Here is a 25,776-nt window from a genome sequence, read left to right as displayed (position 1 = left end):
TTGAGGCCGACACCGTAACATTTCCCCTATGACTTATGACCTTCTTATCGGCGATCGTTCCTATTCCAGCTGGTCCCTGCGCGGCTGGCTGCTTTTTGCCAAGTTCGATATTCCCGTGCGCGTTCATAACACAAGACTTTACGACACGCGATTGGCAGAAGACCTCAAACCATACGCCCCGGCCCGCACGGTTCCCGCTGTGCGCCTGCCAGAAGGCGGCATTGTCATGGACTCGCTGGCGATTGCAGAAACCCTGGCTGAACGCCACCCAGATGCAGGGTTCTGGCCCGCAGAGACCAACGCCCGCGCCTTTGCCCGCAGCATCACCGCCGAGATGCATTCCGCCTTCTCTGCCCTACGCAGTGCCTGCCCGATGAACCTGCGCCATAGCTTCAAAAGCTTCCCCGTGTCCGAGGCAGTCCAGAACGACCTGACCCGGATCGAAGCCCTGTGGTCACACGCCCGCAGTCTGGCAGGTGAAGGCCCATGGCTGTTCGGATCCTACAGCATTGCCGACGCTTTCTACGCCCCCGTCGCCACGCGCATGGCCACCTATGGCCTGCCTGTAAGCCGCGAAGCGCAGACCTACATTACCACCACAATCAGCGACCCAACTTTTTTGGAATGGCGCTGTCGCGGCCTGCCGGATACCCCTCAATCCGCCTATGATATGCCCTACGATATCGCCGATTGGCCGGGGCCGGATTGATCCGCCATTAACCAAACCTCAACCAAAACACCCCAAGGCTAGCCGCGTATATCGCCGGAGCCTTAACCATGATCGCACGCACCTACACGGTTGCCTTTGAAGGGATTGATGCCCGTTTGGTCGAAGTCCAATGCGCTGTGACCGCTGGCTTGCCCTCTTTTTCTATCGTTGGGTTGGCAGACAAAGCCGTCAGTGAAGCGAAGGACCGTGTGCGCAGCGCGCTGACTGCCATGTCCATCGCTATGCCCTCCAAACGCGTCACGGTAAATCTATCGCCCGCTGATATGCCCAAAGAGGGCTCACATTTTGATCTGCCCATCGCGTTGGCACTGCTGTCAGCGCTTGAAATTCTGCCCCATGATGCTGTTCAAGGAACACTGGCCTTGGGCGAGCTGTCTTTGGACGGCTCCCTTGTTCCGGTCATCGGCACCCTGCCTGCGGCATTAGCCGCGGCTGAAGAAGACTGCACCCTGATTTGTCCCGATCAATGCGGTCCCGAAGCTGCATGGGTCGAAGCCACCCGCGTCATCGGTGCGAAATCGCTGCAAGCGATTATCCAGCATTTCAACGGACACGCCCTGATAACACCTGCTGCCCCCGGCCTGATCAACCGGCCAAACCCGATCAAAGACCTGCGCGATGTCAAAGGGCAGGAACGAGCCAAACGCGCGCTGGAAATTGCTGCCTCCGGACGTCATCACCTGCTGATGGTCGGCACACCGGGGTCCGGCAAATCCATGCTGGCCGCACGCCTGCCGGGCATCATGCCCCCCTGTCCCCCGAAGAAGCGCTGGAAACCTCGATGATCCACTCGCTGGCCGGGCTTCTGGATGAGGGCGGCATTTCCCGCGAACGTCCCTTTCGCACGCCGCATCACACGGCCTCTATGGCGGCAATTGTTGGAGGCGGGCGCGGTGCAAAACCCGGAGAGATTTCGCTGGCCCATAATGGCGTGCTGTTCATGGATGAGTTCCCCGAATACCCCCGCGCCGTTCTGGAAACCCTGCGCCAGCCAATCGAAACCGGCGATGTTGTCGTTGCCCGTGCCAATGCCCATGTGAAATACCCGTGCAAATTCATGCTGATCGCCGCCGCAAACCCCTGCAAATGCGGATATATGACCGACGCTACCCGCGCCTGTTCCCGTGCGCCGGGCTGTGGCGAGGATTATATGGGCAGGATTTCCGGCCCCCTGATGGACAGGTTTGATTTGCGCATCGATGTACCGCCCGTCTGCTTTTCCGACCTCGACCTGCCCGCATCAGGTGAAAGCTCTGACCAGGTCGCAGCCCGTGTCAGTGCCGCGCGGGACATCCAAACAACCCGCTTCGCAAACCGAGCCGAGGCCCGCGTGAACGCCGATGCTGAAGGGGAACTTCTGAAAGACATCGCAACACCCGATGCCGAAGGCCGTGCGCTTCTGACCAAAGCCGCCGAGCATTACCGTCTCTCTGCCCGCAGCTACCACCGCATCCTGCGCGTCGCCCGCACAATCGCTGATCTAGACGATGCAGAAAACGTCCGCAGCCCGCATGTGGCAGAAGCACTAAGTTACCGGGTGCAGGGGTAAGGGTGTGGCGCGCAGATAATAACTGAAAATCTAAGTATTATATATACCGTTAAGCTGTTGTGAAATCATATCTAGGCTATACGTGACTTACTTCTTCGACCTATTCAATTTCGCGGATTATAAACAATGAATATAAATAAGCGCGCACTTTATTACGCCGTAAGCCGTTATTTTCGAATACTTTTCTCAGTCATAGTTTGCGTGTTTGCAGCGATGATAATTTCAGGGCTGATCTGGAGTGATAGTGACGGGCATTTCACACATCGCGCCGGTGGTTTTCTTTTTGTAATTATGTTTCTGGCACCATTATTCGCTTTCGGCATAATTGCTATGTCCATCGCCTTATTTGTTCTCGATCGAGCAGTGCTTCGTAGTGGCGGAATGTCTACCAAACAATCGCTTCTGCTGTTGTTAATGCTTGCGGCCAGTTGTCTTATTGGATTTCTCTCGCCACTGCAGGGCGCGCTTTCTCTATCTCTCTTTCTATATTGGTTTATGACAGGGCGGGTCGCTGGACGCCCCGGATGGTCAATATTGCATTTTTGGCGAACGAAATGGGATGAAAAACTCTACCTGATCTTTGTGATAATACTTCTCACGCCAGTCGTTAAGTCCATCGCTTTAAATTTGTATTATGCGCGACAGCCTTGGGAACCGGGCACACCTCCTTTTCAGGTTAGGTATGAACGCGAAATGACGTCCGGTATGAAGCAAGCGTTATACAGGTTTCCCGATGCGCAGTCTTGTCTGGAACAGGACGCAGATGCTGGGCAACGCGAAGACATTCTTCGGATGGACTGGGATAAAATCCAGACCAATAGCGAGGCAGAGGTCTGTACATTCAGATTGCTTCAACAATGGGGCGGCGTGTCCGAAGCGCAAAGTTGGCTGGAAGCGCAAGGGTTTTATTTTGGAGAAACCTACAGCTCAAGTAACCCCGATATTTCAAGGGACGGCATGCAAAGGGTCGACGGCTATTGGTCAATAAAAGACTCTGGCCCCCGGTTTCCGACATCGGGCGTCATCAAGCGCATTTTTCATGCAACGCCGTATAGGATGAGCGTGAGTACCACTTTCAGCCAGGATGGACGAGACCTGTTATATATTCAGTTTCACTATGCCACATTATAACAGACGACCTCGCTTTGATGGCAAAGCGCCGTTAGCCCAGTTTTGCCTCAATCGCCTGCCAAATCTTCTCGGCCACGTTGATCCCGTCGAACCGCTCTAGCTCCTGAATGCCGGTGGGCGAGGTTACGTTGATCTCGGTCAGCCAGCCACCGATTACATCGATGCCAACAAAGACCTGACCGTGATCCTTTAAATCCTTGCCGATGCGCGCGCAAATCTCCAGATCACGATCCGTCAAGCCAACCTTTTCAGGACGACCACCCACATGCATATTTGACCGGGTTTCCCCCGCAGCAGGCACACGGTTGATGGCGCCCACAGGGTCCCCATCGATCAGGATCACACGCTTGTCGCCCTTCGCGACATCTGGCAAGAATTTTTGTACGATCAGGGGTTCACGGGAGAATCCGGTAAACAGCTCATGCAGGGAATTTAGGTTGCGATCATTTGGATCCAGCCTGAAGACACCTGCCCCACCATTGCCGTAGAGCGGCTTGAGGATAATGTCCCCGTGTTTGGATTTGAAGGCTTTCAACGTGTCGATATCGCGGGCGATGGCCGTGGGCGGTGTCAGGTCGGGATAGTCTAGAACCTTCAGCTTTTCCGGCCAGTTGCGGACCCATGCCGGATCATTGACCACCAAAGTGTCCGGGTGGATACGGTCCAGAATATGGGTCGTCGTTATGTAGCCCATATCAAATGGCGGATCCTGCCGCAGCCAGACCACGTCCCAATCGGCCAGATCAATCTCGGTCTTTTCGCCCAATGTGAAATGGTCGCCTTCAACCCGTCGCACGGTCAGCGGCCACCCTTTCGCCAGTACATGGCCCTCTTGATAAGACAGGGCATCAGGCGTGTAGAAAAACAGCTCATGCCCTCTGCTCTGCGCCTCTTCAGCGATGCGAAAACTGCTGTCGGCATTGATGTCGATCGCATCAATCGGGTCCATCTGGATGGCGACTTTCAGGGCCATACGTCATTCCTCCAAATTCTGGCCCACAAATTCTGGCCTCCAATTTCTGGAATGTCTTACATGACCGGTCCTCTCTGCTCTTGCAATCCGCAAAGCGTCAAAAGATCACGCCGCGAAGGCGTTCTGGATCACATTCACTTCACCAACACTATTGACCAGCGCTACGTCAAAGCGCGTATCCGTATCTTGCCCGTTCGCTTCCCCTGCAAGGAACTCAGCGGCCGAGCCGTAGATGCGACCCATCTGCCGTCGGGACAGACGTTCTGCGGCACGACTATGGGATTTGCTTTGCTTGACCTCAATGAAGACGACCGCATCGCCTTGCCGCATAATCAGGTCGATTTCCCCACCCTTCCCGCGATAGCGATGCGCCGCAAACTTGTATCCATTCCGCAGATAAGTTCTTGCAACACTGCGTTCCGCTTCCAACCCTGCGTGATATCCAGTCTGCCCGCTCACGTATTCTTCCCCAGTTTCAAGGCCGTCTGATAGACCTGCCGCCGAGCAAGCCCAGTTTGTTCAACCACATTGGCAACAGCATCTTTTAGGGTATCAGTTTTCAGCGCATTCAGAAGCATTTCTTCCAAAGAATTTTCATCAATTTGTTCCTTTTCGCCGCGCTCAACCAGAATGACGATCTCACCCTTGAGCGTGCGGTCTTTCAAGGCCTCTTTCAATGCCTCAAGGCTGCCGCGCATCACTTCCTCAAATTTCTTGGTCAATTCCCGCGCGATCACCGCCTGCCGGTCCCCGCCATAGACTGTCACCATATCATCCAGCATTTTGTGAACACGCTTGGGGGATTCATAGAAAACAAGCGTTCCCGGCACCTCTTTCAACTCTTTCAGATAGCTCCGCCGTGCACCGGATGCGTTGGGTGCAAACCCTGCAAAGAAAAACCGATCCGTCGCCAGCCCCGACACTGTCAAAGCCGCCAAAACAGCAGATGGGCCGGGGGCCGCGATCACCTGATACCCGGCTTCAGAGACCGCGCGACCTAACTGATACCCCGGATCAGCAATCAATGGCGTTCCTGCCTCGGACGCATAGGCCACTGACTTGCCGTCCGCCAAAGCCGCCAGCAGACGCGGGCGCTGCGCCTGACCATTATGGTCGTGATAGGGGATCAACGGGCGTGCGTCCAAGGTGATTCCATGAATATCCATCAGCTTGCGTAATGTTCGGGTATCTTCCGCAGCAATCACATCCGCTGAGGCCAAAATATCCAACGCCCGCAATGTGATATCGCGGGCTGCACCAATAGGTGTCGCAAGAAAATAAAGCCCCGGCGCCAGATTTACGCGATTTGCAGCCGTCATGATATATCCTGTCCGGAGTGCGTTTACTTGAACCCGCAGAAAACGTAACCTTGCGCCAAATCTGGCCAAGCCAGTGGGGAGCTAAGGAGATTTCTGCAATGATGTTCAACTGTTTTTTCAAGACCCGCAAGAGTATGCGTGTCGGAGCCGCGATTTTAGGGCTGGTCGCCCTGACGGCCTGCGACGCACCCATTACACCGGCTGCCGGTGGCGGTGGGGATGATGACACAGTCTCGAAAAATGCCATGAAGGTAGCACTTCTGGTGCCATATGGCTCCAGCACACCGGGGGATGAGGGTCTGGCCCGCAGTCTGGAAAACGCTGCGCGTCTGGCGCTCTCGGATCTGGGGCGCAAAGATATTCAACTCAAGGTCTATCGCACGGCTGGCAATGCAGGCACAGCCGCTGCTGTCGCAAACAGAGCCGCTGCGGACGGGGCGCAGGTCATTGTCGGACCACTCAGATCAGGCGCTGCTAACGCGGCTGCAGTGGCTGTGCGGGATGATAATTTGAATGTCTTGTCTTTCTCGAACAATGCTTCCATCGCCGGAGGCAACCTGTTCATTCTGGGCAATACATTCGACAATATCGCCACCCGCCTAATGAAATATGCGGGTGCGAAAGGACGTAACCGCGTCGTGGTGGTCAGTTCTGACACACCTGTTGGCCAGATCGCACAAGGCGCTGTACAAAAGGCCGCTTCGGGATCAAGCGCAAGCGTGGTGGCCACCAGCAATTTCACGTTTTCTCAGGAAGGTATCGTCGCATCCATTCCCCAGATCGTCTCGACGGCGAAATCATCCGGAGCAAATGCCGTACTTCTGACTGATGACAGCACCGGGGCGCTGCCTTTATTGGCGCAATTGCTGCCCGAGCAGGGCCTGAACCCAGCCGAGACAAAATATCTGGGCCTCACACGCTGGGACGTGCCACGTGACACACTGAACCTGCCCGGTCTGCAGGGCGGCTGGTTCGCCCTGCCCGACCCAAATCTGAACGCCAAGTTCGTTGGACGATATCAGGCACGCTATGGTCAGGCCCCGCACCCTTTGGCCGCACTTGCCTATGATGGAATTGCGGCTGTCGGAGCATTGAAGGCGAAAAAACTGAACATATCCACCCGCAGCCTAACGCAATCCTCTGGTTTTGCCGGGGTGAACGGGGTATTCCGGTTCCGGGCAAATGGCACAAACCAACGCGCCCTTGCGATTGCACAGGTTACTAACAGTCAGGTCCAGATAATTGACCCTGCTCCAAAATCCTTCGGCGGCTTCGGTTTCTAAGCCTGAGAGACAGCTTGATGAGATCTGGACGCCGGGCGATCTGATCTGCCCGGCGTCTGATATTTTTGATGCAACGGATGTGTTTGCGCGGCTTGACGCGCTGCTCGATACGGCCACAGACGCCAAAGCTGTGCGACAGGCGACTGTAACGCTGCTAAGTGAGACAGCCAAAGTGGGTCGCGCCAATATTGCGACTGCGTTTGAGCAAAAGCCAAAGGATGCCTATGCACTGACGCGGTCCTACACGTATTTGACCGATGGTCTGGTGCGCGCCACCTTTCATGTCGCCCACAAGCATCTGCACCCTCTGTCGAACCCGACCGAGGCGGAACGTCTGGCTCTGATGGCTGTCGGGGGATATGGTCGGGGCGAAATGGCCCCTTTCTCGGATGTGGATCTGCTGTTTCTGACGCCCTACAAGATCACCCCCTGGGCCGAGAGCGTGATTGAAAGCATGCTCTACATCCTGTGGGATCTGAAGCTAAAAGTCGGCCATGCCAGCCGTACCGTGAAAGATTGCCTGCGTCTTGGCAAGGAAGACTACACCATCCGCACCGCCCTGTTGGAACACCGGCAGATCGATGGGGACGCAGGCTTAGCCAAAGAACTGGACGAACGCCTCTGGAACGACCTGTTCAAAGGGACAGCTGCCGAATTCGTCGAAGCCAAGCTGGAAGAACGCGCAGAGCGTCTGAAAAAACACGGCGGTCAGCGCTATATCGTCGAGCCCAATGTCAAGGAGGGCAAGGGCGGGCTGCGAGATTTGCAATCGCTTTACTGGATTGCCAAATACGCACGCGGCGTCAAAACCGTGGCCGCTTTGGTCGAACTCGGCGTGTTCACGCAAGATGAGCTGGACGATTTCCGGGCGGCCGAAAACTTTCTCTGGGCTGTCCGGTCCCATATGCACCTGATTGCCAACCGCGCAATGGAACAGCTGACCTTTGACGTGCAGGTCGATGTGGCCGCACGCATGGGTTATCAGGATGGCGGCGGCAGGCGCGCGGTCGAGCATTTCATGCAAGCCTATTTCCGCCACGCCACCCGCGTAGGTGAACTGACGCGCATCCTTGTCACCGATCTGGAAGCGCAACACGTCAAGCCGGAACCAAAGATCATCGGCTTTCTGCGCAACGCGCGCCGCAAAAGGTTGAAGGCGAACTATACGCTTCGACAAAACCGGCTGGATGCGGTCGATCCGGACGAATTCTTGTCCGATCCGCTCAACATTCTGCGCCTATTTGAAGAGGCGCTTCGCACCGGCTACCTGATCCACCCGGACACGATGCGGCTGGTCTCATCGAACCTTGATCTGATCGACGATACCGTGCGGTCCGACAAAGAAGCTGCCAAGATCTTTCTTGGCACGCTTCTGAAACACGGCAACCCGGAACGTGCGCTACGGCGCATGAATGAACTTGGGGTGCTTGGCGCATTCATCCCGGACTTTCAGACCATTGTTGCGATGATGCAGTTCAATATGTACCACTCTTATACTGTGGATGAGCACACAATCCAATGTGTGTCTGTGCTGGCTCAGATCGAGCGGGAAGAGCTGGTGGAAGAGCTGCCGATTGCGTCAGGCATTCTAAAGGAAGGGGTGAACCGCAAACTGCTTTATGTAGCTCTGCTGCTGCATGACATTGGCAAGGGGCGGGCTGAAGATCACTCTATCCTTGGCGCACGCCTGACCCGTAGCATCGCCCCCAAGCTGGGCCTGAATGCTGAGGAAACCGAGACCGCTGAATGGCTGGTCCGCTATCACCTGCTTATGTCTGACATGGCCCAGAAACGTGACATCGCAGACCCGCGCACCGTGCGTGACTTTGCTAAGGCGGTGAAGACCGTCAAACGGCTGGACCTGCTAACCGTGCTGACCGTCTGCGACATTCGCGGGGTCGGGCCAGATATCTGGAACAACTGGAAAGCCGCTCTGATCCGCGCGCTTTACCGGCAGACACGGCGCGGGTTGGAAGACGGGATGGAGGCGCTCAACCGCGAAGAACGCGGTGCTGGTGCCAAGAAAAACCTGCGTGCCGCCCTGCCCGATTGGGACGCGAAGGATATCAAAACCGAAATAGCACGCCACTACCCACCCTATTGGCAGGGTCTGCATGTTAAGGCGCATGTTGATTTCGCAACGCTTTTGCGTGGGCTTCAGGCCGACGAAATCCGCACCAGCCTGACGCCGGATGAAGACCGTGATGCCACCCGCGTCTGCTTCACGATGAGCGACCACCCTGGTATTTTCAGCCGCATGTGCGGCGCGCTGGCGCTTGTTGGGGCCAATGTTGTGGATGCCAGAACCTATACGACGAAAGACGGTTTTGCGACCGCCGCCTTCTGGATACAGGACATCGAAGGCCATCCCTATGAGGCCCACCGCCTTCCGCGCCTCAAATCCATGATCGAGAAAACCCTGAAAGGCGAAGTGGTCGCCCATGATGCCTTGAAAGACCGCGACAAGATCAAAAAGCGGGAACGTGAATTCATCGTGCCGACCTCTATCACCTTCGACAATGAAGGCTCTGAGATTTACACGATCATCGAGGTTGACACCCGCGACCGCCCCGGCCTGCTGTTTGATCTGACCCGGACGCTGGCCAATGCCAATATCTACATTGCCTCCGCTGTGATCGCGACCTATGGCGCGCAGGTGGTTGATACGTTTTATGTGAAGGATATGTTCGGGCTGAAATTCCACTCCAAATCCAAGCAGGACGGAATCGAGCGCAAGCTGCGCGATGCGATTTCCAAAGGCGTGGAAAGGGCCAATACATGACCCAATCGATCCGGCTCTTGCGCGGGTTTGCGACCGTGGGCGGCTGGACATTGCTCAGCCGTGTTCTGGGTTTCGTGCGCGATATTCTGATTGCGGGCTTTCTGGGGGCAGGCCCCGTGGCCGAGGCGTTTCTGATCGCCTTCTCGCTGCCCAACATGTTCCGCCGCTTCTTTGCCGAAGGTGCGTTCAACATGGCCTTCGTGCCCATGTTCTCCAAGAAGGTCGAAGCCGATGACAACGCACATGAATTTGCCCGGGATGCGTTCACAGGACTTGCAACGCTGCTGATCGTGTTCACAATTCTTGCGATGATTTTCATGCCCGTACTGGTCTACGCCATGGCATCTGGGTTTGCCGCAGATGATCGGTTCGATCTGACGGTTTTGTTTGGCCGCGTCGCCTTTCCCTATATTCTGTTTATCTCGCTGGCAGCCTTGCTGTCTGGTGTCCTGAACGCGACAGGTCGGTTCGTTGCGGCTGCCGCAGCGCCGGTTCTGCTGAATATTCTGTTCATTGCTACGCTTTGGGTGACATGGGTGCTAGAAGGTGACATGGGACTGGCCCTGGCATGGACCGTGCCCATCGCCGGCATTGCGCAAATGGCGTTGGTTTGGGTCGCGGCATCACGTGCCGGTTATCGCTTGCTGCCCGAGCGCCCGCGCCTGACACCAGAGCTGAAGCGCCTTGCTATCATCGCGGCCCCCGCGGCGCTCGCGGGCGGTGTGGTGCAGGTGAACCTGCTGGTTGGTAGGCAGGTTGCCAGCTATTTCGAGGGCGCCATCGCATGGCTGAATTATGCAGACCGTCTTTATCAACTGCCTTTGGGCGTGGTTGCCATCGCCATCGGCGTGGTACTGTTGCCTGACCTGTCGCGCAAGCTGCAAGCCGGTGACGCGAAAGGTGGCCAAGACGCCTTCAATCGCGCCGGAGAGGTCGCGCTGGCCCTGACGCTCCCTTGCGCTGTAGCGCTGATGGTCATCCCGATGCCGATGATCTCGGTTCTGTTCGAACGGGGCCACTTTGGGCCTGACGACACAACCGCAACCGCGTTGGCGGTGGCCGTGTACGGCGCGGGGCTTCCGGCTTTTGTGCTGCAAAAAGTGTTCCAACCGCTGTTCTTCGCGCGCGAAGATACCAAACGACCATTCTATTTCGCCCTCGTCGCCATGGTGGTGAATGCCGCCATTGCCATCGGATTGTCCCCCGTTATCGGTTATATCGCCGCCGCTTTTGGCACGACACTGGCGGGTTGGGTCATGGCGTTCCTGCTTTGGCGCTATTCCCGCCATTTCGGAGAGCCTGCAACATTTGATCCCCGCTTTCGCAAACGTGTCCCCCGGATCATCTTTGCCTCTGCGGGCATGGGGGTCGTGCTGTATCTTGTGTTCATAGCGCTGCTGCCATTGTTCGGCGTCGCAGGCTGGCGCTATCTGGCCCTTGGTCTCATCGTCGTGCTGGGCGCAATCTCCTATGGAATTATCGGCCAGAGCATCGGGGCCTTCAGCCTTGGTGATTTCAAACGAGCCGTGAGAAGATAAGCCGTATGGCCTTCAGTGACCCTATAAGAAAAGCACAACGGTCCGCAGTATCCATTTTACTGGCCGCATTCGTAACGCTAGTATCAGGCCCTACACCTGCGGAAACATCAGCACATATCTGCACTCCATGGACCTACGATCCAGATGGCGGTTTCGAAGGCGGGGAGGCAACCGCCACAACAAGTTGCAAAGCCACAGACCCCAGTGATCCGAACATAGAGCTATCCGTGTTATGCACCGACCCCTATTTCACCGTGCGTTATTTCAATTCCCATGCAAATGGTGAGGCCCAGCGCCCGGACGCGGTTTTCAAATTCAACACCAGAGAGATCACCGTCTATCCGATTTTCGAAAGCGCACTGAACGATTGGGCTTTCTATTTTCCATCCTTTGACACGGCCCACCCACTTCTGTCGTCCTTGTCAGAAGAAAGCTATGTGGACATATCCGTTCGCCCTGACCTTACGACTGTACGGGTGCCCCTTGAGGGCTCGGCAAGCAACATCCAGAAAGTCATCGAAGCCTGTCTGAAGTGATCCACCGTTGAAGGCCTAGACAGCCAAGCTCAGGACCGTTGCCGGATCTTTGCCAGAACCCGCGACCAGCCACCGGGACTGACAAGGAAGGACAAGCTGAACCCTGCGGCAAAGCCCGCTACATCGGCGATCCAGCCATAGCCACCGCCGAACAGGACGCCGAACACTAGTTGCAGGCCCAACAACAGCCCAATCAACGTAAACGCCCGCATGGAGTTCGCCCCCACCCCCGCAAGTTTCACCCAAAGCAGGAAGGTGAACGCCCCGATCAATCCGTAAGCCGCCGGATAGCCTCCGTAAAGCGCGACCCGCGTGTCGATCACCGTGCCATACACAATCGCGCCGACAATAGAAGATATGAAGAACACCGCCAGAAACGACCATGTGCTGAACACCTCGCCCACGGCTTTGCCGATAGCCAGCACGATAACAACCGCAAAGGCGGCATGCATAAAAGAGCCATGGATAAACGGATAGGTCACAAACCGCAGCAGATCACGAGCCTCAAACGACCCTCTGGTAATCATCTGATCCCACACGGGATCAATGAATGCGAAATCCCGGATCGCATTGATCCGCCACCCCACTGCCTGTGATCCACCCAGAATACCGCTATCTGCGGCCTGAAATACCAGCTCGACCAGCGCGATAATCGCAGCCAGCACAACGACCACTGGCGGCAAGGGATTGAACGGGGACACATTGGCGTTCGGGTTATACATTGGACTGCTCTGGTTGACCTCAGTTACCCCCATGGGTAAGCGACATGCACATATAAATCCAGACGGAGAACACAAATGACCGAGGTGGCCCATACACCCCGCGATTTCACGCCACGGGTTTTCTCGGGCATCCAGCCTTCGGGCGGCCTGACCCTTGGCAATTACCTTGGTGCCATCAAGCGCTTTGTCGATATGCAGAAAGGTGACTTCGAAACCATCTACTGCATGGTCGATCTACATGCCATCACCGTCTGGCAAGACCCGGCCACACTGGCACGCAACACGCGCGAGCTGTGCGCAGGGTTCATCGCCTCCGGCATCGATCCCGAACAATCGATCCTGTTCAACCAAAGCCAGGTGCCCGAACATGCGCAGCTGGCGTGGATTTTTAACTGCGTCGCCCGCATGGGCTGGTTGAACCGTATGACGCAGTTCAAGGACAAGGCCGGCAAAAACCGCGAAAACGCCAGTGTCGGGCTGTTCGCCTACCCCGCCCTGATGGCGGCTGACATTCTGATCTATCACGCGACGCATGTGCCCGTGGGCGAAGATCAGAAGCAACACCTTGAGCTGACCCGCGACATTGCCGAGAAGTTCAATCATGACTTCAAAACGCCATTCTTCCCGATCACCGAACCCGTGATCGAGGGAACCGCCACTCGCGTGATGAGCTTGCGGGACGGCTCCAAGAAGATGTCGAAATCGGATGCCTCCGATATGTCCCGGATCAACATGACCGACGACGCAGACGCAATCGCGCAGAAAATCCGTAAGGCCAGAACCGACCCGGACGCCCTGCCGTCTGAACCCGATGGCCTGGGCGACCGGCTTGAGGCGCGCAATCTGGTCAATATCTACGCAGCCTTGTCGGACCTGTCCGTCGAGGATGTCTTGCGCGATGTAGGCGGCAAGCAGTTCTCGGAGTTCAAGCCGATACTGGCCGAGCTGGCGGTTGCAAAACTATCCCCCATCTCGGGCGAAATGGCCCGGCTGATGCAGGACCCCGCCGAAATTGATCGCATCCTTGGCCGTGGTGCAGAGCGGGCACGCGCGATAGCCGCGCCAGTTCTGGCCCAGACTTACGAGATCGTCGGCATGGTGGCATCAAAGTAGGCACTGCGGCCAGATTGTTACAGGCCTCGGGCGAACTTAGGTGGCCGTCCACGAAACCGGTAGCAGGCCAATTGAAGTGTCGGGAACAAATTGGCATCTACTTAATGGGATTGGCTGCGACCGGATTAAGCGCTTGCCAGAACGCGCTTTGAACCTTGACTTATTTGACCTTAATCCCCCTAACATATGCATGGCACCAAAGTATAATTAAGGAAGTAATATGACCGGGTTTATTAAATTTTTCTTCACGCTGTTTTTGGTTTTGGGAATAGCAGGTTGTTCTGGAACAGGCACCACCAAGACAAGTGAAATTAATACGTTAATCAAGAATGCAGATGGTAATACGGCGATTGTGGCGCGTAGTACCGGATTTGCGGGCAGCGCCCCAAGAATATTTGTTCTTTTGGACGGAAAACAAGTTGCGTCCTTAGGGAATAATGAAGTGGGGGATTTCAAAGCAAGCCCCGGCAAACATACCCTGGAACTAAAATTTGAAGGCATTTCGTTGGGCCTTGAGACGAACAAGCTTACATATGTCAATGACCCTTCAAAAACGCAATTCTTCGTAATTACGCTAAGGCAGAATTTCCTTGGCGCAAAACTCACAATATCTGAAGTTTCGCCAAGCTCCTTTGCCGGATCTGTGCGTTAAGAAACCAACAAGACTGACAAGTCAGATTAAACTGGCGGACACCGATCTTGTGCTCGGGGTCCGCATAACCTGATCAGGAAACCCTGCATCGCCAACCATTTGCGCTCTGCCATAGGGTCATGCCAAGCCGCACTTTGGCGCGGGCCTTTTTTCAGACACTAAGCCCAATATTATCAGACGCGCTCCAATCATGGGTGATCATATTTCAGCGCATTTGTCATAAACTCGCGACAAATCTGTCAAAGGACAGATTCAACAGGCGCATAACATAATGGGTATGGGTGTTTCCCCTACATCCTTCTGTGCCTCTACGGCACCGCTGCTAAGACAAATGCCATCGTCCCAATGGCAAACCACCCTGGTGGTGGATCGCTCAGCAGCCTCCTGAAGCAGGTTGTGCAAGTCCCGGCCAACCTACTCTCATGTCCCTTGCGTCCCCGGTCTTTCAACCGGGGACGATTTTGCAAAGGGCAATGACAGCGCACACCCGGTTCAAAATTCCACGCAGTCTATCCCGAAAACCGGTTCCCACTTTTCAGATTGCGCTCTACTGTATGCCCAATCCGGAGGGCATAATGGCAACTGGCATCAATATCCGCACATATTTCAACGGCACCTGGCATGTGGGTGATGTACCTGTCATGAACGCTGCCGATCACGGGTCATGGCTGGGCAGTACCGTCTTTGATGGCGCGCGCTACTTCAATGGCGTTGCCCCTGATCTTGAGGCCCATTGCGCCCGCGTCAACCGCTCGGCCGAGGCGCTGATGATCACACCCACCGTCAGCACAGAAGATATGGTTGCGCTGACATGGGAAGGGTTGAAAGCCTACCCAAAAGATGTGGCGGTCTACATTCGCCCTATGTATTGGGCGCTGGAAGGTGGCGATCTGGGGATCGTGCCCAAGGAAGGCGCCACAGGCTTTGCCATATGCCTAGAGGAAATCCCGATGGCCCCGCCCTCGGTGGCAACAACACTGACCACCACCCGCTTCCGCCGCCCCGTGCTGGAGGACGCCGTGGTCAATGCCAAGGCGGGCTGCCTCTACCCCAACAACGCCCGTATGCTGGCCGAGGCTCGTGCCAAAGGCTACGGCAACGCGCTTGCCGCCGACGCGCTTGGCAATGTGGCCGAAACCGCATCCGCCAATATCTTCATGGTCCGGGATGGGGAGGTCTTCACCCCCATCGCCAACGGCACGTTTCTGGCCGGCATCACCCGCGCCCGCCACATCACTAACCTCGCGGCCGAGGGCGTAAAGGTCCACGAAACCGTGCTCAGCTTCGACGATTTCCATCACGCGGACGAAGTGTTTATGTCCGGCAATATGATGAAGGTCACGCCAGTCAAAGAATTCGACGGCACCCACTACCAAATTGGCCCTGTCACCAAACGCGTGCGCGAAATGTACTGGGACTGGGCGTTGAGCAGTGGCGTTTAGGATGGGTGGCTTTCCCTATTTGTCATTAAACCAACGGCATCGGGACATAGCGAAACCCGTCCCCCAGTCGCAGTATTCGCCCTACGCCGGGAAAGGGGAAGTGGTAGCCTGCGATCAACAAGTACTCCTCTGCGGCGCGTGACAGCAGGCGTTTGCGGGTCTCGATCGCAAGCGGTTTGTTCAGGTCCGCGCCAACGGTCCAATCCGGCCGTTCTAGCCCGGTGATATAATGAACAGCTGTATCGACCAGATGTAGCATCCGCTGACCCCGGCTTTCGAGCATCACGGCGAAATGCCCATGGGTGTGCCCCGGGGCCGCAACAGCCGTGACACCGGGGGCGATCTGATCCCCATCACTATAAGATTTGATCCTATGGCTTATGGGCAAAATATGACGTCGACATTCGCGGACCATCTCACGCAGCTGCGCGGGGGCCTGATCAGGGCTTTGCGTCCAGAATTCAAACTCGATATCCGGCAATAGATGCTGTGCTGCCGGGAAGGCCTGTTCATCATTTACCGTCAGACCACCCACATGATCCGGGTGCCCATGGGTCAGTAGAACAATATCAATATCGGCAGGCGCAAGACCAAGCGCCTCAAGCGAGCGGATCAGGCGTCCATTATCCGGCGTATTGCCGTGCAGCGTAACATCACCCATGCCTGTGTCGATCAAAATGCGGACGCCCTCGGTCTCGACCAGCATGACCTGCAGAGGCATCGCAGCCATCTTGCCGGACATGCCGTAGCTTTGCAGCAGTGCGCCGACCTCGTCCTTTCCGGCATTCGCACCAAACATGCCAACGCCCATGGAAAAGCTGCCATCGTCAATCACCGTGACCGCCATATCTCCCAGCGAAAACTGACGTATGGCGCGCATCGGCATCATGCCATCTGCGTTGGCCGGACCGCTGGGATGTAGCAGAAGACTGGCCCCGAGCCCCGCAAGGACGTGCCGCCGCGAAAGCTTGTTTGCGACATGGATCATATGACGTGCTCCGATCTTTTGCTCACGCTATGGGAGCGCACTAGCAAGACCAAGCAAAAGCAAAACCCGCACACGTGCATGTGATATGAAACCGACTGTTGCACGTGGCCACAGCTTGCGCCATGATCTGCCCTCGGAGGGTTAAGCCATGCGTAAATTTCTTGTCGTTCTGGACGACAGCCGTGAATGCCTGAATGCCATGCGGTTTGCCGCCATGCGCGCCGCACGAACAGGTGGCGGTGTCGAGATACTTGCGGTGATCCCCCCAGAAGAGTTCAACCACTGGATCGGCGTTGGCGACATTATGCGTGAAGAAGCGCGCGAACGGATCATGGCGCATTTCGAGGTCTTTGCGAAATGGATGCGCGACAAGCAGGGCATTGATCCGGAACTGGTCATCCGCGAAGGGGAACCAGTGCCTGAAATTCTGGCGCAGGTCCGCGAAGACCCGGAGGTCGGCATTCTGGTTCTGGGGGCAGGCACCGACAAGAAGGGCCCCGGTCCGCTGGTAACAGAGCTTTCGCGCAATTCAGGCAATCTGCCCGTGCCGCTGACGATTGTGCCGGGTGAATTTACCAAGGAACAGCTCGAAGCGATTTGCTAAATCCTGTTTAGAATTATTCTAAAAGGTTGACAGAAGCGACCTTCAGGCGCATATCTGAGAGGAACGATAAGGATTGTGCCCCATGTTTATTCAAACCGAATCCACACCAAACCCGGCAACGCTGAAATTCCTGCCCGGACAAACAGTGCTTGGGACGGGAACCGCTGATTTTCCTGCGCCCGATACAGCAGGAAAATCGCCGCTTGCCGCACACATCTTTGCGGTTGAGGGCGTGGCCGGTGTGTTTCTGGGCAATGACTTTGTGACAGTCACGAAGGCCGAAAATGTTGATTGGGACCATATCAAACCGGCCATTCTGGGCGCAGTGATGGAACATTTTCAATCCGGCCAGCCTGCGATTGAGGGCGAGGCAGAGAATTCCGGCCATGCGGAACATACCGGCGAAGATGCCGAGATCGTCAGCCAGATCAAGGAACTGCTGGACACCCGCGTGCGCCCTGCTGTGGCGCAGGATGGCGGTGACATAACCTTCCACGGCTTTGATCGCGGCATTGTCTATCTGCATATGCAGGGCGCTTGCGCCGGATGCCCCTCGTCCACTCTGACGCTGAAAATGGGTATCGAGAACCTGCTGCGCCACTATATCCCCGAGGTGGTAGAGGTCAGGCCCGTTGCCGCCTGACACGCTTGTTCTTGCCTTTGACACATCGGCCGCGCATTGCGCGGCCGCTTTGCTATGCGGTGACACGGTTTTGGCAGAGCGCTTTGAGCCAATGCAAAAGGGACAGGCCGAACGGCTAATGCCGCTGCTTGAAGACCTGTTGGAAGAGGCAGGCAAATCATGGGCCGATCTGGACTGTATCGGCGTCGGAACGGGACCGGGCAACTTCACAGGCATCCGCATCTCGGTCAGCGCCGCGCGTGGTCTGGCGCTTGGACTTGGCATTCCAGCGATTGGTGTATCCGCTCTTGACGTGCTGGCCTCCGGCGCGACAGGGCCTGTCATAGCCAGCGTGGATGCACGGCAAGACAAGATATATTGGCAGGTCTTCAAAGACGGGACACCGATAAGCGACATCAGGATCGGCGCTGTGGATGAATTCACTTTCTCCGCTGGGCCTATCAGCACCATCGGCCATGCCGCTGGCGACATCGCACAGCATGTCGGTGGGCAAGCCCTTACGTTTGACCCGCAGCAATTTGCCCAAACCCTGGCGCGTGTCGCATTAAGGCACGGAGATACAGGCACCCGCCCTGCCCCGCTTTATGTGCGACCGGCAGATGCGGCCCCGCCACGCGATCCGGCTCCGAAAATTCTGTCATGACGCCCGACGCATTGGCCGCATTGCATGGGGTGTGCTTCACCACACCGCGCCCTTGGTCGGCTGAGGAATTTTCCAGCCTGCTGGGGAGCGAGACCACGTTCCTACTAAGCGAACCGGACGGGTTCCTGCTGGGCCGTCTGGTGGCGAGCGAGGCAGAGCTGCTCACATTGGCAGTGGCCCCAGAGGCGCGCAGGCAAGGTATCGGCAGCAGGTTGGTCGCAGCGTTTCAGGATCATGCCCGCAACGCAGGTGCAAACCGGGTCTTTCTGGAGGTCGCCAAGTATAACAAACCGGCTTGTCAGCTGTACCAAACTGCGGGGTTCGAACAGATTGGCAGGCGGAAGAATTACTACAAAAGACCTGATGGACAGACAGTGGATGCGCTGGTTCTGGCTATGCCCGTAGAGAGATCAGGCCGTTAAATCCTGCGCCTCATCTAAGAGTCCGAATGCACGACCCGTGTAGAATGTCGGGCGCTCTTGACCCTAACACCTAGCAAACATGGCCCATCGTCCACCGTTGGGACGCAACTGTCGTTTAAGCCAATCAACATAATTACCGGTTTCAGCATATCGCGACAGATTGCGATCAACACTCCGCATAGTCAAAATCTGCTTCGACGAACGTGCGCAAGCGTTGCTGTCTATGGGCATAGAAGCGGCGGGCGAATGCCGCGACTACAGGCGTAAGGATTCCAGCATCGATCTTCACGCGATCTAAATACCGCGTTCCGCCATCAACAGGTTCGACTGTAATCATGTGATCCCAGATCGGTATAAGCCAGCCACGGCCGTTATCGCGTATACGATGCATTCGGCCCTGATCTGGCATTATTTCAATACCGATATCCTGCCACCCAATTGGTAGAAATCCCATAAAATACTTCTGAACTCTATACCGGCCCTCAGACCAACACTCAGGAAACGTATCCGGGTCGACGGGGTGAAAAGTCATCATGCCTTTGGCGACGAACAGTAAGAGGCGCGGCTGAAGAACATGGTCCCACACAACTTCGGTTTGCGCCGGCAGAATTGTTTCCAATTCAATGGTTTTCATTGCGCACCGCTTCAACCCGGCGATTTATCCCGCCGATCAGATGTCGATAGATCCACATTCGCATACCGTCTGGCCGATTTCTGTATTTTTCACTCTCATAATAGGCGGACGGGTCGTCCCAAGTGCCGTGATCATCGATCAATGCGGCCATCTGTTGATAAACCTCATGATCTAGGTTCAGGTCGGCACTGGCGTCGCCATCCTCTAGCGCGACCGAATAGCCCACCGACCAGCCCAGGCGTTTGATTTTTGCCTTGGCCGCATTGAACAACGCCTGATCATTTATGAACGTGTCGATCCGCCGCCAGCGGCCCTCGATTTCTACCTCAATCCACGAATGGGAGATTTCTTTGGGCATCAGCCAATAGGCGAGACCTGTAAAAAAGCCCTTCTGGATGTCCTTCGTGATCAGCGAGAAGTGGATGCGCGCCGGAATGCTAGAAGCCTTGCACAGGGCAAGCAACAGCGTCGCCTTTGTGTTACATTGCCCGTAACCCAGCCGGATCGTGTCCGACGCTTTCACAAAGTCACCGTCCACCGGGAAGCCAAACCGGACATCATCGCGCACATAGTGGAAAATTCGGTCGAGCTTGCCGCGCGCCGTTGTCTCGGATTGAGTCAAACGAGCGGACAACTCTTTGATGGTCGGGTGATCGTAATCAGCAAGATTATTCATAGAAGTAGATTACCAAGCCTTGATTTCCTTCGCATTGAGGCAAGTCAACGTTTCATTTCTGGATCAAGACCCAATTGGCCAAGGGCCACATGACGAACTGGCACTCGGTTTTCTTGAGGCCAAAACCCAAGTCTGTTAAGCGCGCTAACCCGCCATAAGAATAGCGCGCAGCGTCGGGTAAAATGGGCTTGAACCGGACATTAACAATTTCGCCTTAGATCAAGACCATAACTACAACGCCAAGCCTGTCTGGTACTATACTCTGCCAATCGGCGCCCTAGCGCAGTTTCACTGTATAGGTCTGGTCAGACCAGCCATGCACGCTGTCATGGGCGCGGATGATCACCTCGGTTACGCCATCTGGCACGACGACGCCTGACAGAGACCGGGTAAAGGGCTGCTCGTTCTCGTGGGGATGGTGCAAAGTGCGATAGCCCAACTCTGTCCCATCCGGGGTATTGACGGACCATCCATCCGCATAATGATCCCAGCCGGTATCGGCATGGCGGATCGTGACATCAAAGCTCCAGCTATCGCCGGACTGGCGCGCATTGACAGCCTCAATCTTCGCCTGACCTGCAAAACCAGGCGTGGCCAGAAGGCACAGGATCATCAGGATACGTCGCATAACTCTCTCCTACTACACTGCGCCCCAATATAGAGTTTTATGGCTCCGAGCGCAGCCCGCTCTGCAAAATTTCTCGGGGACGTGATGAAAACTCCCTATCCCAAATCAACCAAGAGACCGCGCATACCGCTAAAAGAAGGGCAATCGGCCCTAAAAGCCACGCCAAAGTGCCTAAAGCGTAGTAGATAGAGCGCAATCCACGGTTGAAATTCCATGCCGCCCGGATGTTCATTTCAGCAGCCTGGGCCGCACGGGGATAGGCTTGAGAATTGGATATATCGTTGGGCACGGCCGCCATAAGAACGGCGCAATAACCGAACAGGCGGTTCGCCCAGACAAATTTGAGAAACCCGTGGGTTAGAAACAGCACCACAACCATTAGTTTGACCTGCCAGATCAGCGCCGGACGTTCCTGCAAGCTGAAATCGACCGCCACACCGGATAACTGCTCAGTATTGCCGATCAACGCCAACACGCCACCAATCGCAATCATGCAGCCTGATGCAAAGAAAGCCGTACCTTGCCGCAGGTTAGACAGGATGGTCGCGTCAAAAATGCGCGGCTCGCGCGTGACCATCTCTTTCATCCAATCCCGGCGGTAGTCAGCCATAAGCACTGTCACAGACGGGCGTGATGCCCCGGGATGCTCGATCCACCAACTCAGACCGAGCCAACTGATCAACAACAAAAGCAAACCTGCGCCATCAAACGGGCTAAACAGGGAAAGGCTATCAAATAATGTCATGGGCGGACGGTATCGCGAAGGATAAAAACTTGCCATATCCAAAAATTGGTTATATTATTTTACCAATTTTAAGATTATGGAGCGCTGTCATGGAAATGCCGACCCCAGACACAAAGATCATGAGCCGTAAAGCCAGCATCGTTGAACGCTTTCAGGCAGTCCTGCCCGCTGATGCGGTGATCCATGAAGAGGCAGGCACCCGCGCTTACGAATGTGACGCCTTGACCGCCTATAAATGCCCGCCACTTTGCGTGACCCTGCCGCGCACAACGCAAGAGGTCTCGGACATTCTGAAAATCTGCGATGAGGAAAGAGTTCCTGTTGTCCCACGTGGCTCTGGCACGTCGTTGGCTGGCGGCGCGCTGCCCACCGCGGATTGCGTGATTTTAGGCGTGGCGCGGATGAATGATGTACTTGAGACGAATTACGACGACCGCTACATCCGCGTCCAAACGGGCCGGACCAATCTGAGCGTAACCGGCGCGGTTGAGGCTGATGATTTCTTTTATGCACCCGACCCGTCCAGCCAGTTGGCTTGTGCGATCGCTGGCAATATCGCAATGAATTCCGGTGGCGCCCATTGCCTGAAATATGGCGTGACGACGAATAACCTGTTGGGTGTAAAGATGGTGATGATGGACGGCACTGTGGCCGAAATCGGCGGCGCGCATCTGGACGCTGCAGGATATGATCTGCTGGGTTTGATCTGCGGCTCTGAAGGGCAGCTTGGGATTGTTACCGAGGCTACACTGCGCATTTTGCGCAAACCAGAAGGCGCGCGGCCCGTTCTGATAGGCTTTGACAGCAACGAGGTAGCTGGTGCCTGCGTCGCCGACATCATCAAGGCAGGCGTTTTGCCAGTTGCTGTTGAGTTCATGGATCGCAAAGTCATTCAAGTGGTCGAAAACTATGCACGCGCAGGCTACCCAGATTGTGAAGCATTGTTGATTGTCGAGGTTGAGGGTTCGGAAGCTGAGATCGATGAACAGCTTGGCGTGATTTTGCAGATTGCACGCAAGCATAATCCGGTGGAGTTGCGTGAAAGCAAATCGGCTGAAGAAAGTGCTGCGATCTGGCTGGGCCGGAAATCAGCTTTTGGCGCTATGGGTCAGATCAATGATTACATGTGTTTGGATGGCACGATCCCGGTCTCGTCCCTGCCGTTCGTGCTGAAGCGGATTGGAGAATTGTCCAAGCAGTACGGGCTTGACGTGGGCAATGTGTTTCATGCGGGCGATGGGAACATGCATCCGCTCATTCTGTTTGATGCCAACAAGCCCGGTGATCTGGAACTGTGCGAGGCCATGGGGGCAGATATCCTGCGCCTGTGCGTTGAGGCAGGTGGTTGCCTGACAGGTGAGCACGGGGTGGGTATCGAAAAGCGCGATTTGATGGTTGATCAGTTTTTACCAGAGGATCTGGAGATCCAGATGGCGGTGAAGGATGTGTTTGACCCGAAATGGCTGTTGAACCCGGCAAAAGTGTTTCCACTTGCGGCCAGTGCGCCCCGTCGCGCAGCCTGAGCAAACGTGCAATTTTTCATGCGAAAAATTTTATCGCCTTCGGCGAGAGTATTTGGGAAACAGTGATGATAACACCAGAAAATGAGGCTGAGCTGTCCGAGGCCATTCGAAGTGCTGACGGCCCTATTCGGGTCGTAGGAGGCGGCACACGCGGTTTTGTTGATAACCCAACGCTGACAACAGGCAAGCTGTCCGGTGTCGAGCTTTATGAGCCCGGTGCGCTGACGCTTGTGGTGAAGGCCGGCACACCCGTGGCCGAGGTTGAAGCGACACTTGTGGCTGAAAACCAGCGCTTGCCATTTGAACCAATGGACCATCGCGAGCTTCTGGGCACGAAGGGCACACCAACAATCGGCGGTGTTGTCGCGGCAAATGTGTCGGGGCCCCGCCGAATACAGGCAGGTGCTTGCCGCGATAGCTTGATTGGGGTGCGGTTTGTGGATGGGTCGGGAACATTGTTGAAAAACGGCGGCCGCGTCATGAAAAATGTGACGGGCTATGATCTGGTTAAGCTGATGGCCGGATCATACGGAACTTTGGGCGTGCTGAGCGAGGTTTCGTTCAAGGTGCTTCCTGCAGCAGCCACCACTGCAACCTTGATCCTAAAAAACTTGTCGGTGACACAAGCCACAGAGGCGATGTCGGCGGCATTGGGATCACCGTTCGAAATATCCGGCGCGGCGCATGATGTGACCAAAGGCGAGACCTATATGCGGCTGGAAGGCTTCGCGGAATCAGTGCTCTACCGCACAAAAAAATTAAGCGAATTGCTTGAAAGTTACGGTGAAATCACAGTTCTAGATGATCCCGAAGCCAGTGCCAATCTTTGGTCCGGCCTGCGCGATGTCGCGCCTTTAGCCGGGCAGGCAGGGGACATATGGAGGATTTCAGTCAAACCTTCGGATGGTGCTCGGGTATCAGAGGCCGTTGGCGGTACGCAATTTCTGGATTGGGGCGGTGGCTTGATCTGGGCCTGCGTACCAGTGGGCGTTGATATACGCAGCAAACTGGCCGGTGTCTCGGGCCATGCGACCTTGATACGCGGTAGGGGAACCCGGTTTCATCCTGAACCGGACCCTGTCACCAAGATAGCTGCCGGATTGCGCGCCAAGTTCGACCCGCGTGGCGTTCTGGACCCCGGATTGATGGGATAGACTTATGGAAACGACCTTCACTCCGCAACAGCTCAAAGACCCTGCGATCCAGCGATCTAATGACATTCTGCGGTCCTGTGTGCATTGCGGGTTCTGCACGGCGACTTGCCCGACCTATCAGGTGCTGGGGGATGAACTCGACAGCCCGCGTGGGCGGATTTATCTGATCAAGGATATGCTGGAAAATGATCGCGTCCCTGACGCTAAGACCGTCAAGCATATCGACCGTTGCCTTAGTTGCCTTGCCTGTATGAGCACTTGTCCTTCGGGCGTGCATTACATGCATCTTGTGGATCACGCGCGGGACTATATCGAGCAGCACTATAACCGATCATGGTCTGATCGCGCGCTACGATGGCTCCTGGCGCGCATCCTGCCCTATCCGATGCGGTTCCGGCTGGCGCTTCTGGGGGCCAAGATCGGCAGGCCTTTTGCCCGACTAATGCCCGATGCGCGCTTGCGCGCGATGCTTGAGATGGCCCCCAAAACCATCCCACCGGTTTCGCTCAATGATGACCCGCAGGTGTTCAAGGCACAAGGCCCGCGCAAGATGCGTGTCGCGTTGATGACGGGTTGCGCACAAAGGGCGCTCAACACGGATATCAACGACGCCACGATCCGATTGTTGACCCGTTTGGGGTGCGATGTGGTAATCGCACAGGGGCAAGGTTGTTGCGGTGCGCTGACGCATCATATGGGCAAGACGCAGGAAAGCCATGCGACTGCAGCGCGAAACATCACCGCTTGGACGCATGAGATGAAAGAGGGCTTGGATGCCGTCGTTATCAACACTTCGGGGTGCGGCACGACGGTCAAGGATTACGGTCATATGTTCCGCAATGAACCGCTGGCAGAGCAAGCCAAAGCGGTATCAGAGATTGCCATGGATGTCTCGGAGGTACTGATGAAGCTTGATCTGCCTGACGGTGCAGATAAGGGTCTGAAAGTCGCATATCATGCGGCCTGTTCCCTGCAACACGGCCAGCAGATCAAGACCTACCCGAAAGATCTGTTGAAAAGTGCGGGCTTCACCGTGCTTGAACCTGCTGATCCACACCTGTGTTGTGGCAGCGCAGGCACATATAACTTGATGCAGCCCGAGATTTCACAGCAGTTGAAAGACCGGAAGGTCAGGACGTTGGAAGCGAAAAACCCGGATATTATTGCTGCGGGAAATATCGGCTGCATGATACAGATCGGTTCTGGCACTCAGGTGCCTATTGTTCATACGGTCGAGCTTTTGGACTGGGCGACCGGCGGGCCGCAACCACCTGCCCTGACACAAAACCAACACCACGATAAGGTTCCGATCTTGCGGTAGAAGATGTTGTCGTTTGCCGCACGCG

General features: G+C 55.9%; 25 protein-coding genes and 1 pseudogene. 17 read left to right on the top strand and 9 right to left on the bottom strand.

Going from position 1 to position 25,776, the window contains the following annotated elements; translation table 11 throughout:
- Nucleotides 1-28: 28 nt before the first annotated feature.
- The 3 genes and pseudogenes from ACZ1HF_RS18500 to ACZ1HF_RS18490 all read left to right on the top strand — a co-directional run bounded on the left by ACZ1HF_RS18500 (nt 29) and on the right by ACZ1HF_RS18490 (nt 3,410).
- A complete protein-coding gene (locus ACZ1HF_RS18500; RefSeq protein ID WP_472658892.1) occupies nt 29-709 on the top strand; it encodes a glutathione S-transferase in 681 nt (226 codons plus the stop codon).
- A 68-nt stretch (nt 710-777) separates the two neighbouring features.
- Nucleotides 778-2,279: pseudogene (locus tag ACZ1HF_RS18495) on the top strand (YifB family Mg chelatase-like AAA ATPase).
- 126 nt (nt 2,280-2,405) lie between these two features.
- Nucleotides 2,406-3,410 (top strand): SUR7/PalI family protein, encoded by a 1,005-nt coding sequence (locus ACZ1HF_RS18490; RefSeq protein ID WP_472658891.1) that lies wholly within the window; start codon nt 2,406-2,408, stop codon nt 3,408-3,410.
- Between the two features lie 31 nt (nt 3,411-3,441).
- On the opposite strand, the gene gshB is transcribed toward ACZ1HF_RS18490, so the two are convergent.
- From gshB to rsmI, 3 genes are all read right to left on the bottom strand, one after another.
- A complete protein-coding gene (gshB, locus tag ACZ1HF_RS18485) occupies nt 3,442-4,377 on the bottom strand; it encodes a glutathione synthase (protein WP_472659087.1) in 936 nt (311 codons plus the stop codon).
- Between the two features lie 111 nt (nt 4,378-4,488).
- A complete protein-coding gene (locus ACZ1HF_RS18480) occupies nt 4,489-4,842 on the bottom strand; it encodes a YraN family protein (protein ID WP_472658890.1) in 354 nt (117 codons plus the stop codon).
- Nucleotides 4,839-5,702 (bottom strand): 16S rRNA (cytidine(1402)-2'-O)-methyltransferase, encoded by an 864-nt coding sequence (rsmI, locus tag ACZ1HF_RS18475; RefSeq protein WP_472658889.1) that lies wholly within the window; start codon nt 5,700-5,702, stop codon nt 4,839-4,841. Before rsmI ends, ACZ1HF_RS18480 begins: the two co-directional genes overlap by 4 nt.
- 98 nt (nt 5,703-5,800) lie before the next feature.
- Here rsmI and ACZ1HF_RS18470 point away from each other — a divergent pair, with 98 nt between their 5' ends.
- The 4 genes from ACZ1HF_RS18470 to ACZ1HF_RS18455 are packed head-to-tail and all read left to right on the top strand — an operon-like array spanning nt 5,801 to nt 11,841.
- Nucleotides 5,801-6,985: a penicillin-binding protein activator gene (locus tag ACZ1HF_RS18470; protein WP_472658888.1), complete on the top strand. Its 1,185-nt coding sequence runs from the start codon at nt 5,801-5,803 to the stop codon at nt 6,983-6,985.
- On the top strand, nt 6,945-9,767 hold the full coding sequence (locus ACZ1HF_RS18465) for a [protein-PII] uridylyltransferase (RefSeq protein ID WP_472658887.1): 2,823 nt from the start codon (nt 6,945-6,947) through the stop codon (nt 9,765-9,767). Before ACZ1HF_RS18470 ends, ACZ1HF_RS18465 begins: the two co-directional genes overlap by 41 nt.
- Nucleotides 9,764-11,305: a murein biosynthesis integral membrane protein MurJ gene (gene murJ / locus ACZ1HF_RS18460; protein ID WP_472658886.1), complete on the top strand. Its 1,542-nt coding sequence runs from the start codon at nt 9,764-9,766 to the stop codon at nt 11,303-11,305. Before ACZ1HF_RS18465 ends, murJ begins: the two co-directional genes overlap by 4 nt.
- 5 nt (nt 11,306-11,310) lie before the next feature.
- Nucleotides 11,311-11,841, top strand: a complete 531-nt coding sequence (locus ACZ1HF_RS18455; RefSeq protein ID WP_472658885.1) for a hypothetical protein — start codon at nt 11,311-11,313, stop codon at nt 11,839-11,841.
- A gap of 29 nt (nt 11,842-11,870) precedes the next feature.
- Here ACZ1HF_RS18455 and ACZ1HF_RS18450 read toward each other — a convergent pair whose 3' ends face one another.
- Complete coding sequence (locus ACZ1HF_RS18450) at nt 11,871-12,563, bottom strand: rhomboid family intramembrane serine protease (protein ID WP_472658884.1); 693 nt, start codon at nt 12,561-12,563, stop codon at nt 11,871-11,873.
- 75 nt (nt 12,564-12,638) lie between these two features.
- Between ACZ1HF_RS18450 and trpS the strand changes: the two genes are divergently transcribed.
- The 3 genes from trpS (at nt 12,639) to ACZ1HF_RS18435 (ending at nt 15,770) form a co-directional block, all read left to right on the top strand.
- A complete protein-coding gene (trpS, locus tag ACZ1HF_RS18445; protein ID WP_472658883.1) occupies nt 12,639-13,676 on the top strand; it encodes a tryptophan--tRNA ligase in 1,038 nt (345 codons plus the stop codon).
- Nucleotides 13,677-13,896: 220 nt separating this feature from the next.
- Nucleotides 13,897-14,328: a hypothetical protein gene (locus ACZ1HF_RS18440; protein ID WP_472658882.1), complete on the top strand. Its 432-nt coding sequence runs from the start codon at nt 13,897-13,899 to the stop codon at nt 14,326-14,328.
- Between the two features lie 575 nt (nt 14,329-14,903).
- Nucleotides 14,904-15,770, top strand: coding sequence for a branched-chain amino acid aminotransferase (locus ACZ1HF_RS18435; RefSeq protein ID WP_472658881.1), 867 nt, complete (start codon nt 14,904-14,906; stop codon nt 15,768-15,770).
- 25 nt (nt 15,771-15,795) lie between these two features.
- Here ACZ1HF_RS18435 and ACZ1HF_RS18430 read toward each other — a convergent pair whose 3' ends face one another.
- On the bottom strand, nt 15,796-16,758 hold the full coding sequence (locus tag ACZ1HF_RS18430) for an MBL fold metallo-hydrolase (RefSeq protein ID WP_472658880.1): 963 nt from the start codon (nt 16,756-16,758) through the stop codon (nt 15,796-15,798).
- A gap of 148 nt (nt 16,759-16,906) precedes the next feature.
- On the opposite strand from ACZ1HF_RS18430, the gene ACZ1HF_RS18425 reads away from it, so the two are divergent.
- The 4 genes from ACZ1HF_RS18425 (at nt 16,907) to rimI (ending at nt 19,070) form a co-directional block, all read left to right on the top strand.
- Nucleotides 16,907-17,362, top strand: coding sequence for a universal stress protein (locus ACZ1HF_RS18425; protein ID WP_472658879.1), 456 nt, complete (start codon nt 16,907-16,909; stop codon nt 17,360-17,362).
- An 82-nt stretch (nt 17,363-17,444) separates the two neighbouring features.
- On the top strand, nt 17,445-18,005 hold the full coding sequence (locus tag ACZ1HF_RS18420; RefSeq protein ID WP_472658878.1) for a NifU family protein: 561 nt from the start codon (nt 17,445-17,447) through the stop codon (nt 18,003-18,005).
- Nucleotides 17,995-18,648 (top strand): tRNA (adenosine(37)-N6)-threonylcarbamoyltransferase complex dimerization subunit type 1 TsaB, encoded by a 654-nt coding sequence (gene tsaB / locus ACZ1HF_RS18415; protein WP_472658877.1) that lies wholly within the window; start codon nt 17,995-17,997, stop codon nt 18,646-18,648. Before ACZ1HF_RS18420 ends, tsaB begins: the two co-directional genes overlap by 11 nt.
- Nucleotides 18,645-19,070 (top strand): ribosomal protein S18-alanine N-acetyltransferase, encoded by a 426-nt coding sequence (gene rimI / locus ACZ1HF_RS18410; protein ID WP_472658876.1) that lies wholly within the window; start codon nt 18,645-18,647, stop codon nt 19,068-19,070. The genes tsaB and rimI overlap by 4 nt, the downstream gene beginning before the upstream one ends.
- A 166-nt stretch (nt 19,071-19,236) precedes the next feature.
- Here the strand turns inward: rimI and ACZ1HF_RS18405 are convergent, their stop codons facing one another.
- The 4 genes from ACZ1HF_RS18405 to ACZ1HF_RS18390 all read right to left on the bottom strand — a co-directional run bounded on the left by ACZ1HF_RS18405 (nt 19,237) and on the right by ACZ1HF_RS18390 (nt 21,753).
- On the bottom strand, nt 19,237-19,704 hold the full coding sequence (locus ACZ1HF_RS18405) for a hypothetical protein (protein WP_472658875.1): 468 nt from the start codon (nt 19,702-19,704) through the stop codon (nt 19,237-19,239).
- A complete protein-coding gene (locus ACZ1HF_RS18400; protein WP_472658874.1) occupies nt 19,691-20,380 on the bottom strand; it encodes a transglutaminase-like domain-containing protein in 690 nt (229 codons plus the stop codon). Before ACZ1HF_RS18400 ends, ACZ1HF_RS18405 begins: the two co-directional genes overlap by 14 nt.
- Nucleotides 20,381-20,657: 277 nt before the next feature.
- On the bottom strand, nt 20,658-21,008 hold the full coding sequence (locus tag ACZ1HF_RS18395) for a hypothetical protein (RefSeq protein WP_472658873.1): 351 nt from the start codon (nt 21,006-21,008) through the stop codon (nt 20,658-20,660).
- A gap of 37 nt (nt 21,009-21,045) precedes the next feature.
- Nucleotides 21,046-21,753, bottom strand: a complete 708-nt coding sequence (locus ACZ1HF_RS18390; protein ID WP_472658872.1) for a DUF599 domain-containing protein — start codon at nt 21,751-21,753, stop codon at nt 21,046-21,048.
- An 89-nt stretch (nt 21,754-21,842) separates the two neighbouring features.
- On the opposite strand from ACZ1HF_RS18390, the gene ACZ1HF_RS18385 reads away from it, so the two are divergent.
- The 3 genes from ACZ1HF_RS18385 (at nt 21,843) to glcF (ending at nt 25,751) form a co-directional block, all read left to right on the top strand.
- Nucleotides 21,843-23,276, top strand: coding sequence for an FAD-linked oxidase C-terminal domain-containing protein (locus ACZ1HF_RS18385; RefSeq protein ID WP_472658871.1), 1,434 nt, complete (start codon nt 21,843-21,845; stop codon nt 23,274-23,276).
- A gap of 68 nt (nt 23,277-23,344) precedes the next feature.
- Complete coding sequence (locus ACZ1HF_RS18380) at nt 23,345-24,430, top strand: FAD-binding protein (protein WP_472659086.1); 1,086 nt, start codon at nt 23,345-23,347, stop codon at nt 24,428-24,430.
- Between the two features lie 4 nt (nt 24,431-24,434).
- Nucleotides 24,435-25,751 (top strand): glycolate oxidase subunit GlcF, encoded by a 1,317-nt coding sequence (gene glcF, locus ACZ1HF_RS18375; RefSeq protein WP_472658870.1) that lies wholly within the window; start codon nt 24,435-24,437, stop codon nt 25,749-25,751.
- The last annotated feature ends 25 nt before the right edge of the window (nt 25,752-25,776 follow it).

Source organism: Litoreibacter sp. GN1-5 (assembly GCF_055693805.1).
This window is presented reverse-complemented; position numbering and strand designations above follow the sequence as displayed.